Source organism: Acidicapsa dinghuensis (assembly GCF_025685685.1).
Lineage (GTDB): Bacteria > Acidobacteriota > Terriglobia > Terriglobales > Acidobacteriaceae > Acidicapsa > Acidicapsa dinghuensis.
Genome location: NZ_JAGSYH010000005.1, coordinates 640,932 through 653,483, shown reverse-complemented (window position 1 = coordinate 653,483; position 12,552 = coordinate 640,932). Strand labels below are relative to the sequence as shown.

The 12,552-nt window shown below is 56.8% G+C and carries 12 protein-coding genes; 7 read left to right on the top strand and 5 right to left on the bottom strand.

The genetic code is table 11. The features are described 5' to 3' along the window. Positions 1-44 precede the first annotated feature (44 nt). Positions 45-1,079: a YncE family protein gene (locus OHL22_RS17480; protein ID WP_263340138.1), complete on the bottom strand. Its 1,035-nt coding sequence runs from the start codon at positions 1,077-1,079 to the stop codon at positions 45-47. 474 nt (positions 1,080-1,553) lie between these two features. Between OHL22_RS17480 and OHL22_RS17475 the strand changes: the two genes are divergently transcribed. Together OHL22_RS17475 and OHL22_RS17470 are read left to right on the top strand one after the other, a co-directional pair. Then, a complete protein-coding gene (locus OHL22_RS17475; protein ID WP_263340136.1) occupies positions 1,554-2,780 on the top strand; it encodes a protein kinase domain-containing protein in 1,227 nt (408 codons plus the stop codon). Positions 2,781-2,839: 59 nt separating this feature from the next. Further along, a complete protein-coding gene (locus OHL22_RS17470) occupies positions 2,840-4,786 on the top strand; it encodes a CocE/NonD family hydrolase (protein ID WP_263340134.1) in 1,947 nt (648 codons plus the stop codon). Between the two features lie 81 nt (positions 4,787-4,867). On the opposite strand, the gene OHL22_RS17465 is transcribed toward OHL22_RS17470, so the two are convergent. The 3 genes from OHL22_RS17465 to OHL22_RS17455 all read right to left on the bottom strand — a co-directional run bounded on the left by OHL22_RS17465 (position 4,868) and on the right by OHL22_RS17455 (position 7,969). After that, entirely contained in the window at positions 4,868-5,404 is a 537-nt protein-coding gene (locus OHL22_RS17465; protein ID WP_263340131.1) for a TlpA family protein disulfide reductase, read from the bottom strand. Between the two features lie 73 nt (positions 5,405-5,477). Next, positions 5,478-6,611 (bottom strand): hypothetical protein, encoded by a 1,134-nt coding sequence (locus OHL22_RS17460; protein ID WP_263340129.1) that lies wholly within the window; start codon positions 6,609-6,611, stop codon positions 5,478-5,480. A 329-nt stretch (positions 6,612-6,940) separates the two neighbouring features. Then, the gene (locus OHL22_RS17455) at positions 6,941-7,969 is read right to left on the bottom strand and encodes an Ig-like domain-containing protein (RefSeq protein WP_263340127.1); all 1,029 of its coding nucleotides are present in this window, start codon (positions 7,967-7,969) and stop codon (positions 6,941-6,943) included. A 300-nt stretch (positions 7,970-8,269) separates the two neighbouring features. Between OHL22_RS17455 and ruvA the strand changes: the two genes are divergently transcribed. The 5 genes from ruvA to OHL22_RS17430 all read left to right on the top strand — a co-directional run bounded on the left by ruvA (position 8,270) and on the right by OHL22_RS17430 (position 11,451). Then, positions 8,270-8,860, top strand: coding sequence for a Holliday junction branch migration protein RuvA (gene ruvA, locus OHL22_RS17450; protein ID WP_263340124.1), 591 nt, complete (start codon positions 8,270-8,272; stop codon positions 8,858-8,860). A 320-nt stretch (positions 8,861-9,180) separates the two neighbouring features. Further along, on the top strand, positions 9,181-9,558 hold the full coding sequence (locus OHL22_RS17445; RefSeq protein ID WP_263340122.1) for a hypothetical protein: 378 nt from the start codon (positions 9,181-9,183) through the stop codon (positions 9,556-9,558). A gap of 36 nt (positions 9,559-9,594) precedes the next feature. Then, the gene (locus tag OHL22_RS17440) at positions 9,595-10,389 is read left to right on the top strand and encodes a DUF2461 domain-containing protein (RefSeq protein ID WP_263340119.1); all 795 of its coding nucleotides are present in this window, start codon (positions 9,595-9,597) and stop codon (positions 10,387-10,389) included. Positions 10,390-10,649: 260 nt separating this feature from the next. Continuing rightward, the gene (locus OHL22_RS17435; protein WP_263340116.1) at positions 10,650-10,946 is read left to right on the top strand and encodes an HU family DNA-binding protein; all 297 of its coding nucleotides are present in this window, start codon (positions 10,650-10,652) and stop codon (positions 10,944-10,946) included. Positions 10,947-11,046: 100 nt separating this feature from the next. After that, entirely contained in the window at positions 11,047-11,451 is a 405-nt protein-coding gene (locus tag OHL22_RS17430; protein ID WP_263340114.1) for a DUF4260 domain-containing protein, read from the top strand. Here OHL22_RS17430 and OHL22_RS17425 read toward each other — a convergent pair. Next, complete coding sequence (locus OHL22_RS17425) at positions 11,420-12,520, bottom strand: oxidoreductase (protein ID WP_263340113.1); 1,101 nt, start codon at positions 12,518-12,520, stop codon at positions 11,420-11,422. The genes OHL22_RS17430 and OHL22_RS17425 overlap by 32 nt on opposite strands. Positions 12,521-12,552: the final 32 nt, after the last annotated feature.

The window sequence follows — 12,552 nt, the reverse complement described above, 5'->3', positions numbered from 1 at the left end:
AGCCGTTGGGTTTTTGCCGATAGAGATGCAGGACCAACTAGCGCTTATTCTGTGTTCAAAGTCCAGATGATGAGTGAGTTGGTGTTATCGTCTACGGCAGCGAAGATCGCCTTGTCATCGAGCGAACGTACGGCCATGCCAAAGGCACCCCCCGGTGCCGGATCCACCGACAGTTCTTTCACAAACTCGCCCTGATTGGTAAATTCGACGATTTCGCTGGGCTGGTTAGGGTCAGGATTGATGCCGTCATTGTTACTGACCAGGAGATGGCCGTTGGGCGCTTCGATCATTCCAAGCGGGCCATGCAGGTGCGTGTTATCGGTGTAAATCACCTGGCCCACCCCTGCGTTTGAGTTGCGCGATGCAGCGTCAGGAACGGCGAAGACCGCATTGTCGCCCGTTGACGCTACGTAGAGCAGATCATGCCTTTCGTCATAGACCAGGCCCGTAGGAGCTACAAACAGCGTGACGGGGTCGCCTCGGTTCACATAACCGGAGGCAATCACCTTTGCGTTCTCGAGCTTTAGTCCCCAGGAGTAGACGTGAAACTTCAGGCGTGTAACCGTACCATTGAGAGCATTCGTCACAAAAGCGATGGCAGATTCACCGTGATCGATTAACGCCATGTCCCAGGGATATTGAATCGTCGGATCGGTGATGGATTGAATGAGCTTCCCCTGATTGTTGATAACCAGGAGCGATCCGGCGGTTGCGGTTCCAGAGGTGCCGTCAGCGGTCGGTCCATTGCCCACCACGACAAAACCAGCATGCAGAGTTCCAAGAGCCGTAGTGAGGCCTAGAGGCGCGGTGCCTTGAAAGAACACCGAAACCGCGCCTTTCCTGGGCACACGGACGATCGTTGTGCCTGTGCCCTGTAAACCCTGGCCGTTGTTGAAGTTTGAGACGAGGACATCACCGGGATGCAGCGGTCCGGAGCCGGTTAAAAAATCCCTTGGCACGAACGCAACGCCATATGGATTGCCGTCGCCGTTGGGAGGGACAGTGGAGACGGTACGCACAGGGCTCGGCAGAAAGGCAGCGTCCGGATCGAACCGCTGACCTGAAGCTGCAGTAGCCACGCCAAAGAGTACGGATGCGGCGCAAAGACAAGAAAAAGTCCGGCGCCAGCGAAACATGTTCGCCGGTAAATTTCTCGGAAATACAGATACTTGCATGACGTCAGTCCTCGCGGTGAGGGCGGCTGCTGAGTTGAGACACCGCATGACCCATTTCTCAGCGGCAGACCGAAGGATCGCACGCTTTTTTGAACCTAGGATCGGCCCGCGATTGGCCAAAGACTCACATTTGCCGAAAGATGCTTCGATCCGCCGGGTGCGATGCTAATCTTCCGCAGCAGGGACACTGTCACCCGATTGTCATTTCTTTGTCAGTTTCTTGAATAAATCGCCCTTCTTTTTGTGCTGAATTACAGTCGCGGGCCGGTCATGCGGGCGAGATGCACTGAATTTCATGCAAAGTCCTTGGTTTGCACGGCCGCGGCTAACTGATATTTTGAGAGGAAAGCGCGAGAGCATTTAGAGGTGCCCCGTACCATGGGTTCCAGGCGTAAGACCGTTTTTCGGACGGCATTTGACACCTATACGGCCCAGGCCGAGCTCGGCAAAGGCCCCAGTGGTGCGGTTTTTGACGCAGTAGATGATTGCGGCCAGCCCTGCGCCGTCAAGCTGCTCAACCCTGCTTTGACCGGGCCCTCCGCATTAAAGCGCGCTGCCGATGAGCTACGCTTCTGCTCGCGCAGGCCGCATAAGAATATTTTGCCGATACTCGATCGTGGTCTCCATGGAACCAAGGGCGCTTTCTACGTGGCGCCACTTTACGCACGCTCTCTGCGTGAGGCGATAGACGAGGGCATTCCGCAGGAAAATGTATTGCGGTTGTTCGGACAGATTCTCGACGGAGTCGAAGCCGCGCATCTTTACGAAATCTGCCATGGCGACCTCAAGCCGGAAAACATTCTGCTCAGCGAGGATGCTCGCGACGTCGTTGTTGCCGATTTCGGGATGAAGCATTTTCTGCGCACAGAACGCCAGCCCGCGGACACGCCTCAAGCACAAGGCGCCAATCCTTTCCCCTACGTCGCACCGGAGGAGCCACACGAAGTCACCGGCAAAGCCGATGTGTTCGCGCTCGGAATTATGCTGCACGAGATGTTCACCCGCACCTCAGCCACCGGGCCAGGTGATCTGGAGATTGCTGATGTCGCGCCAGAGTTTGCCTATCTCGACTGGACGGTTAAACGGATGACGCATCCCGATCCGAAGCAGCGGCTGACGGTGACGGAAGTGAAGCGGGAGCTGATTGCACGAGGCAATGAGTTTCTGTGCCTGCAGCGCCTCAATGTGTTGAAGAACGAAATACTACTCGAAACGGAAGTAGACGACCCGCTGTTGCGCGATCCGGTTGGGTTACAGTCTGTAGATTTCCGCGCCGACACGCTCTATCTCACGCTCAATCAGGCGCCGCCGGCGGATTGGGTCGCGGCCTTTCATGGCTCAGGACGCCCATTTCATTTGAATGGATATGGCCCCGAGCGATTCGTTTTCATGGGCCGGCTGGCGCATCTGCGCGTCGCGCGGGGCGTCGATCCGCAGCAGTTGCTCGATCAGGCGAAAGCCTATGTGACCGCTGCAAATCAGGCCTATGCCGAGGGAGCACGGGCGCGGCATCGTGCCCACCTGGAACAAGAGCGCGAACTGAAGCGGGCGCAGATTGCCATGGAAGAACGCCGTCACGAAGTATTGTCGCGTCTGCGCCTGTAACTTCTGCCGCTTGCGCATCTGTGCGTTAGTCTAGGGTCTCAGGAGAATTGAGACCCCAGATGCGTCATAACATGATGCCCCGTAATCCAATGCTGCCGTTTGCCTGTTGCGCCATGCTGCTTGCCGCTGCATTGGCGCCCTGTCTTCATGCGCAATCATCCGATGACGCGCAGGAGAGTTTCGTCAAATCGCACTATACCAAGTACGAGTACCGCATCCCCATGCGTGACGGAAAGCGGCTCTTTACCTCCGTGTATGTGCCAAAAGCGAGTGCGTTTCCTGAAGATCGTGGGCCGTATCCGATCCTGATGGACCGAACCCCATACAGCGTCGGTCCGTATGGCGAAGACCAGTACAAGGAGCATCTCGGACCATCGGATGAGTTCGAGAAGGGCGGCTATATCTTCGTGTACCAGGACGTGCGAGGACGCTGGATGAGCGAAGGCAGCTTCGTCGAGATGACACCGCACATCGACGAAAAGAAGTCGCCGCAGGATGTGGATGATTCTTCGGACACGCACGACACGATCGACTACCTGCTCAAGCATGTAGCGAACAACAACGGCAAGGTTGGCATCTGGGGCATCTCCTATCCCGGCTTCTACACTTCGTCGAGCATCATCGACTCACATCCCGCGCTTGTTGCTGCAAGCCCGCAGGCACCGATGACGGATCTCTTCAAGGGAGACGATAGCTACCATGGCGGCGCATTCATGCTTTCGGCCAACTTCGGCTTCTACGTTTTCTTCTATCCGCAGACCGAACCGCAGCAGCCGAAGCACAACATCGAGTTCGACTTTGGCACACCCGATTCGTATGACTTCTATCTGCACGCCGGCAGCCTCTCCGATATGGAGAAGCAGTATCTCAAGGGCCGCAACTGGCTTTACAGCGACCAGATGAAGCATGACACCTATGACAACTACTGGAAGATACGCGACCTGTCGCAGCACATGAAGAATGTGAAGTGCGCAGTGCTGGTGGTTGGCGGATGGTATGACGCGGAAGATCTTGAGGGGCCATATCGGACGTCGAATGCAATCGCCAAATTCAATCCAGATACGCCGGTCACGCTGGTAGAAGGACCTTGGGTGCACGGTGGATGGGCGCGCAGCAAGGGCGACCGCCTCGGCGATATCGAGTTCAATGCCAATACGGCTGAATACTTTCGCCGCGATGTGCAGTTCCCTTTCTTTGAGCACTATCTCAAAGGCAAAGGCGAGGCCATGCCGCGCGCTGTTGTGTTTGAGACCGGAACAAACGTGTGGCACAACCTCGACAGTTGGCCGCCGAAGGACGCCGCGCCGAAGACACTCTACTTCCACGCAGACGGCAAGCTGAGCTTCGATCCGCCGACAGAAGCCTCCAGTTCCGACAGTTATCTCAGCGATCCTGCGCACCCGGTGCCCTTCGTCGGCTACACCACAGACACAGTGCCGCAGCGTTACATGGTCGATGATCAGCGCTTCGCCAGCTATCGTCCTGACGTGTTGGTGTACGAGAGCGATGTGCTGACGGAAGATGTGACGATCGCGGGACCAATTTCACCGAAGCTGACGATTGCATCCACTGCGACCGACTCAGACTTCGATGTGAAGCTCATCGACGTATATCCGAATGACACGCCCGACCCGCAGGAACAAAAGCAGGGCAAACGAGTGCTCGATACTCCCCCGCTACACATGGGCGGCTATCAAGAATTGGTGCGCGGCGAGCCATTCCGTGCGAAGTTCCGCAACAGCATGGAGAAGCCGGAAGCACTGACGCCGGGCAAGAAGACCGAGATCGACTTCACCATGCCCGATCTCTACCACACCTTCCGTGCTGGGCATCGCATCATGGTGCAGGTGCAATCAAGCTGGTTCCCGCTCGTTGACCGTAACCCGCAGACCTTCACCGATATCCCTTTTGCAAAGCCCGATCAGTTTGTGAAGGCGACGGAGACGGTGTATCACGAGAAAGATGCGGCTTCTGGTGTAGAGGTACTGGTTATGCCCAAACAATAAGAGCGACACTGCAAAAGCGTGTTGGGTCGCCAAGGAACAAAACCGCCGGAGATGATTCACATCTCCGGCGGTTTTGCTTTGCTAGTACCGCTTCACCGATGCGGGAGGTGGTGGACCCGTTTTTCCATTCAACAGCCACTCGATAGGAGCTTTCACATCTTCCTCATGCGCCTGCCCCATGATTCGCGCAATGATCTCGCCGTTCTCATCAAGAATGACTGTAGCGGGCAATACATTGCCAAGCTGCAGGCGATCGAGTGATCCGAGATCCGCACCTAACCATATTTCCATTGCTGGTTTCTGAACATCCAGGAATTGATCAATTTTTGCGCGGTTTTTCTTGTTGCCGGGATCTTCATCCGCGGAGACTGCTACGAAACGAACTTTCTTACCGGCATAATCTTGCGTCAGCTTTGAAAGCATAGGCATCTCTTCCCGGCAAGGTCCGCAAAAGGTAGCCCAGAAATTAACGACCACGATAGAGCCGCGGAGATCCGCGAACTTTACTTCGGTTCCAGTGAGGTTCTTGAACTCAAGATTGGGCGCCTTTTTGGCAAACGCATAAGAGGCCACGCTGACCACGCATAGTAATACAGCAACCCGAAAAACAATCTTCATCCTGCTTCTCCTGATGATGAGAAGCCCTGCCGTGCGGTAACGCACGACAGGGTAGTTGCATACAACGATGGCGTTAGAAGCGGTGCGTCAGGCTTGCCAGCCAAACATACTGCGCAAAAGCTGCATCGCCATGCGCGCCATACACCGAGTCCGGATAGCTCACGGTGCGGTCACGGCGAACGGCCTTGTACACGCCAGCGGTGAGAATCTCGTGACCATGCGTGTACTCGGCACCGGGGCCTAGTGTGACAGCATAGCCAGGGCGACGGAAGCCATCATTGCTGACTGGGAACAGGTTGTGCGCAGGCACGCCTTCATCACGCGGGCCGAACGTAGCTCCAAGTCCCTTGGCATGCGGCACCGGAAACTCAACACCTGCCTCAAGCAAATACTGATCCGAGATGGCAACGTAGTTGTTCAGGGGCTGTGTCGAACTGAGCGTGGCGCCCCGTTGCACACCGTTGGTGCCACCCTGCGTTGCAATGTAGTCGCCGTCAAAATAGAAAACCATGTTGCTGTTGATGCGCTGATAGCCCATCCATTGCATCACCAGGCCCCAACCGCCGTTACCGGGCTGAATAGAGTAGTCGACTGGTGCGGTAACTTCGACAGGAGACCCCGTGCCGGTCGTGTTGGTGTTGACGTTGTTCTGAACATCGTCATTACCGGTCGGAATCAGAATGCCAAGTCCGCCTGAGATGTTGTTGCGCGCAGCGTGCTGCGGATTACGCAGCCACGAATTGACGCCGATGATGGTATCGCCCACGCCGGTCGCCTGGTATTTGATTGGCGAATTAGCGCTCTTACGCGAAGCAAAGAGCCACGGCGCATCGATCTCGACGCTGACTCGCGGCGTGATCTGATAGGTAAGATTTGCGGTCACGAGATTGATGCGATTCTCGACCTCAGTGTGCTGCTGTTCGCGATACTCCTGGTACACATCGCCAACGTAATGCTGGTAGCTGAACTGGTGACGCTCGCCGATGCTGAGTTGATAGTGCCCTGGCTCAAGCACGCCGCCCTGGCCGGTGGGCAGTCCGCCTACCTCTGGCGAACGGGCGAGAATGCAGCCTTGCGCTGCCGCCTGCTGAATTGCGATTGAGCCGCATGCGGCAACAAGCGCAATGGTAAGTATCAAGCGCGGCGTAGATACAGCACGCCGGAACACACGGCCCCGAAGGCCTTGTGCAGGCAAAGATATTGGCATGGTATGACCTCTCTCAAAAGAAGAAATGACTATCTCGGATCATCGATTGCGCAGCAATACACGCACTGATTCGGTGGCGTCAGGGAAGAGCACACCGGTAATGCGCACACGATCGAAACTGCTGTTGTGACCCGGAGATAACCTTATGAGGTCTTTCGCACAAGCGCATCAAGCGAAACGTGGAGTGTTTATTCGAACCTTGGTTGGAGGCTGCCATCAACATTACAAAAAGAACACGGCCCGCACAGGCAGGCCGTCGTCGAAAATGCGCAAAGCAGGCCACGCCATTCTGGCGCGAAAAGCACCCGGTTGTTCGTTTATTGTTCCGCTTATTGAACCGTGAGTGTGAGGCTCACCGACTGCGTGGTCGCGGTCACGCCATTACTGGTCTGTGCCGTTACCAGCAGCGGATAGGTTCCCGGCTGTGTTCCAGTAAAGGTGGGCTGATGCTTCAGGTAGCTGTAGCGGGGATTGCACGCGGTCATTCCTAATGACCCGATGAGAAGCAGCACGACAAACAGGCCAGCGCGCATCCAGACCTTCCGCCTGCGGCCAATGAAGAAAGCAATACCTACACCTGGAATCAGGACGGCAAGAAAGACCGGCCGCGAATTGGAAATAGCCTGCGGCATACCAGACTCAGGATTGGTGTTTTGTCCAATCTGTGAACCCGTCGTAGTTTGCAGGACCATGTCGGCAGTCGCGGTAGTCGTACTCGCCGTAATTTCCAGATTCGCCGGGGTAAAGGTGCAGCCTACGCCAACGGGGAGCGTCGTACCGCCCGAGGTACTGGTCGTCCCTCCGGTTCCTGAACACGACAAGCTGATGAAACCGGTAAATCCATTTTGAGGCGTGATGGTCGCAACCAACGAACCGGCATCGCCGGGAGTTGCAACGGTAATGGTGGAGGGATTGATCGACAGCGAGAAGGTCGGCGCGGCTGTCGCATCGGCATGCACGGCGACCAGATCAGACTGAGACGCCGCGTGTGCCGTGTCTCCCGCATACGCGGCCTGCAAAGAGTGGTCGCCGGTCAGATTGTCGGCGCGGATTTCACCATGGCCTGAAGAATCAAGCACGGTTGCGGCGACTGCTTTGCCATGCTCTTCAAGCCGAACAATCCCGGTTGCGGGGGTGCCATCCTCCGCCGTAACTGCAACGTTATACGTGAGCAGGGTGTGATCTCCGCTGGCGTGGGCCTGCGCAGTCAGTGTGGTGTGGGTGGCAATCTGCGAGGCTTGCGCGAAAGCCGGAAGGGAAGCGCACTGAAAAGCGGCCAACGCCACCGAAGAAACGACGGCCCAGGCCGCAATCCTAGCTTTGCGCGCCCAGTGGCGCGAACCGATCCTGTGTGTCACCCGCACTCAACCTCAATCCCGAGAACTTGCTCCGCCGCACTCTCATCAGAACGCCGCGCTATGTTTGAGCCTTTGCATTCATTGTATCCGCCCGCCCCGGCAAGGGCGATCAGACAGGCTTTCCCGTCGCTCCGAGGCCGCCCTGCAACCAATGGGAGCCTTTCCGAGTGCGAGACGTACCTGACAGACGGAAAACTCGTCTCAAAGTAAGCGAAACCGAAGCTCGGGATCGGGCAATTTCGGGGCCGGCATACGGTTCATCCCGTATGCTTCCCTTATGCTTATGGATCAGGAACAGGCATGATCGCTCATCTTCGCGGAAAGCTGATTCACAAGCAGCCCGGCCAGGCCATCGTCGAGGCAGGCGGCGTGGGCTATGACGTAACCATCTCCGTACCCACTTTCACAGCCCTTCCCTCGGTCGGCGCCGAGGCGGCGCTGCATGTCCATACCCAGGTACGCGAAGACCAGATTGCACTTTTCGGCTTCCTGGAGCGCGACGAAAAACGGCTTTTTGAACGGCTGATTACCGTCACCGGTGTCGGCTCCAAGCTGGCCATTACACTGCTCAGCGGTCTCTCGCCGGAGCGGGCTGTCTCCGCCATCCGTGCGCAGGACCATACCTCGCTTACGCGAATTCCCGGCGTCGGCAAGAAACTCGCTGAGCGGCTGGTGCTGGAACTGAAGGACAAGCTGGACGATTTCGCGGCAGCTCCGGCTCCCGCCATAGCCAAGGGCGTTGCCGTCGAGGATGTGTTGAGCGCTCTCACTAACCTTGGGTACCAGCGCCAGGCGGCGGAAAAGGCTGTGCAGCACGCGGTCGAAAAGGATCCTGTGCTTGGAGCGGATTTCGATGCGCTCTTCCGGACTGCGTTGAAGGTGATTCGCTGATTATCGCTTCAACTGACTATTCTGCCTAAACAATGCTTCGCCGCCTCCTCAAACTCCTCAATGCACAAAGCGAACCGCTCTCGCTTCATTTGGAGATAGCTTCGCCTGAAAGAACACACCTTCTAGACGGAACTTCCACGAAGGCATTTAAGGAGCTTGATCGCTCTAACGTTCCACCGCCCGATCCTCCGCTGACACCGCTCCTGTTAGCCGCGCGCTGGATCAGTGATGGTTTATACGGAGAACAGATGCCCGCTCTTGCCGCGGATTTGCTCGAAGCGGGATACGAAACTCCAACCTTAATACGGCTCGCTGGAGAGATGAACGTCAACTCCACTGCCGATGTGGAACCGCTGGTCAGCAAAGCCTTCCAAGAACTGGGAGTGAGATGGCCTCTCTCTGAGGTCACAGCTAAACTCATCATCACGCGTCAGATCGCACGAGAAGTCATCGCTGGTCAGCGTGATCTTTTGCGCGCAGCGTCGGATATTAAAGTTTGGTTGTGGCGTTGGCTTCCAACCACATCGGACCTCGAGTTTCTCCTTGTTCTGAATGATGAGCCATCCTGGAACGACGAGTATCAGCGGTACATTCCCGCAATCGCCAATGATCAGCTCGAAACATTTGTTCGTCTCGCCTGCCTGACAGATGAACAAATTGCCTCGGAATCCCAGCGTTCTGCTAGCACGATGAAGTAAGCGGCAATCTCGCCATCCTGCTAAACTCCGTTTCGTATGCGTAGCGCAGCAAAAACCCCATCCGCACAGCCCTACTTCCGCAAAGAAGGCATAGCCTTTCTCAAAAACCTAGCCAAGTTCAACAACGGCGACCCCGTCGCCGCACGCGAGTGGTTCAACGCCAACAAAGCTGCCTATGAAGCCGAAGTCAAAGAACCAATGCTCGCCGCCATCCGCAAGGTGACGGACGCCATGATGGATTTTGCCCCCGAGCATGTTCGCCCAGCGGAAAAATCTCTCTTCCGCATCTACCGCGATACGCGCTTCTCCAACGACAAGCGCCCCTACAAAGACCACCTTGGCGCGTGGTGGACGCATACCGGCCTCGACAAAACCTCTGGCGCAGGCTACTACTTCCATGTCTCACCCAAAGATGTCGTGATCGCCGCGGGAGCTTACATGCCGGAGAAGGAACAACTCGCGGCCATCCGTCACTGGTTCCTCGATAACCATGAAGCGTTTCGCAAACTAATCAACAAAGCTGCCGTGCGCAAGGCCTTTCGCGAGTTCGAAAACAACGCGCTCACGCGTCCTCCCAAGGGCTTTCCCGCCGATCATCCGGCGATGGACCTGATCCGTGGAAAGCAATGGGGACTGGCCACGACGCTGCCCGCAACGGCTGCGCTTGAGCCCAAGTTCGCAGACGAAATTATCCGCCATTTCAAGCTTGCCGCGCCGATCATTGCTGCCTTGAATACGCCCATCGCGGCCAGTCTTGAAGAACGCGAGAAGCCGCGCAAAACGGTGCTTTTCGGGTTGCGGCAGGGTCCAAAAACCTTAAAAAACCGCTAAAAACAGACTTTTTCGGCACAAAACCCATAAAAACCTGTGGAAATATGGCTTTTCCCGTTGACTTTATACGTCTAAAAGAAGCAAGGTAGGCATCGTAGGTTTTCGCTTGAGGTTTTTCGAAACCCGCGTCAACACTGGCGAATTGCGTATAAGGAACTGGGTCCAAAGCGCAGCGCCCGCGGTGACAGATCGAGAATCCCGACAACGGAATCTGGCAACAGAATGACGCCTGAACAGGCAAACATTGGAGGAAACACTCAATGGCAACTGGATTGACCAAGACAGCTCTGATCCGCCAAATGGCTGAGAAGCTGGAACTGACCAACAAGCAGGTTGGCGCCTTCCTCGATCTCCTGTCGGAGACCGCGGTGAAGGAAACGAAGAAGAACGGCGTATTCATCATCCCCGGCATCGGCCGTCTGGTGAAAGCCGAGCGCAAGGCCCGCGTGGGCCGCAACCCGCAGACCGGCGCAGCCATCAAGATCAAGGCAAAGACCGTTGTGAAGTTCCGCGTCGCCAAGGCTGCCAAGGACGCGATCGCGCCCACCAAGAAGTAGTTCGATACATTGCAAGGAGGGGCGCACCTTCGGGTGCGCCCTTTATTTTGCCCCAACAGAGTTGAAGCCCTAAAGCTTCAGCAGAGCTGTCCAATACGCCATGACATCTCCTGATCAGCCGATACTGGAAAGTCCTGCCGCACGCCGGCCAGTGGTTACTTTGCTGCGCCTCGAAGGTCTGGCAGCAGTAGCGATCAGCGCGGCGCTATACGCGCATGCCGGCGCAAGCTGGTGGCTCTTTGCCGCGCTATGGCTTGTGCCGGATCTTTCGATGCTTGGCTATCTCGCCGGTCCCCGGCTCGGAGCCCTTTGCTACAACGCGATGCACACGTATCTATCACCGATCATGCTCGCAGCGGTTGCAATTCTGCTGCATAAGAACACACTGCTTCCTTATGCATTCCTGTGGTGCAACCACATCGGCGTCGATCGTTCCTTGGGATACGGCTTGAAATATCCCGCAGGCTTTGGCTTTACGCACCTCTCACGACTGGGGAAGCACTAGCTATCCACGCACTGCGCTCTTCTTCAGTCAGCGGAATCGGCATCACGCGCCCCTCGCGCCCCGCTGCAAATGTCGCCAGCAGAATCGCCATGATTGCGACACCGTGTTCTCCAGAGATGGGCGCAGGCTTGCCGTTGAGAATGGCGTCGCGCACGCCAGCGTAGTAAGGGCGCTGATCGCCGAGCGGCACTGCGATCTCTGTCTTCGCACCCGTAGCGCCATCAAAGAGCACTCCCGGATCGTTATCCACGCCATAACCGGGATCAGTGGGCAGCATGCCTGCGATCAACTGCGCTTCCTGCGGATCGCCACCATATTTGGCCCAACTGGCAACCGTACCGTGCAGAATTGAACGCGGGCCGCCGCCTGAGACCAGCAGCGACGCATGCAGAATGACACGCAGGGCCTTGTAGTTGAGCTGAATGTGCGCCCAGTCATCGGTCTGACCACCTTCGCGCAGAATCGCGAAGCTCGCCTGCACGGAATCCGGCATGCCAAACAGATGCAACGACTGATCTATCAAGTGTGGCCCCAGGTCAAACCACAGACCCGCGCCCGGCCCCGGCTCTTCGCGCCAGCGCTTACGAACGTTGGGCCGAAAGCGATCCATGTGGCACTCGTAGTGCGACACATGCCCCAGCCTGCCGGACTCAAGGATCTCGCGCGTCGCCAGCACCTCGCTATACCAACGACGATTCTGAAAGACCGACAACAGCCGCTTCTCTTCTTTGGCGACCTGCACCAGCGACCGCGCCTCGTCGAGCGTAACGGTAAACGGCTTGTCCACGACAACGTGCTTGCCTGCTCGCATGGCAGCAGTGGCCAGCGGCTCGTGGCTGTCATTGGGCGTAGCCACCACGACGAGATCGACATCTGGGTGCGAGGTCACTTCCGTAGGCGGGCAGATCGCGACTCCAGGCAGGTCGGCCTGCACCGTATCGCGGCGGCTTGAGCCAACCACCGTAAGCTCCAGTCCCGAAACAGTGCGAATCAGAGGCGCGTGAAATGTTTTGCCGGCATAGCCATAGCCGATCAGTCCAACCTGAATCGTCTTTTGATTCCCTTCCATACTCTCCTCAAGATATCGTGGCGTCGGGGCCA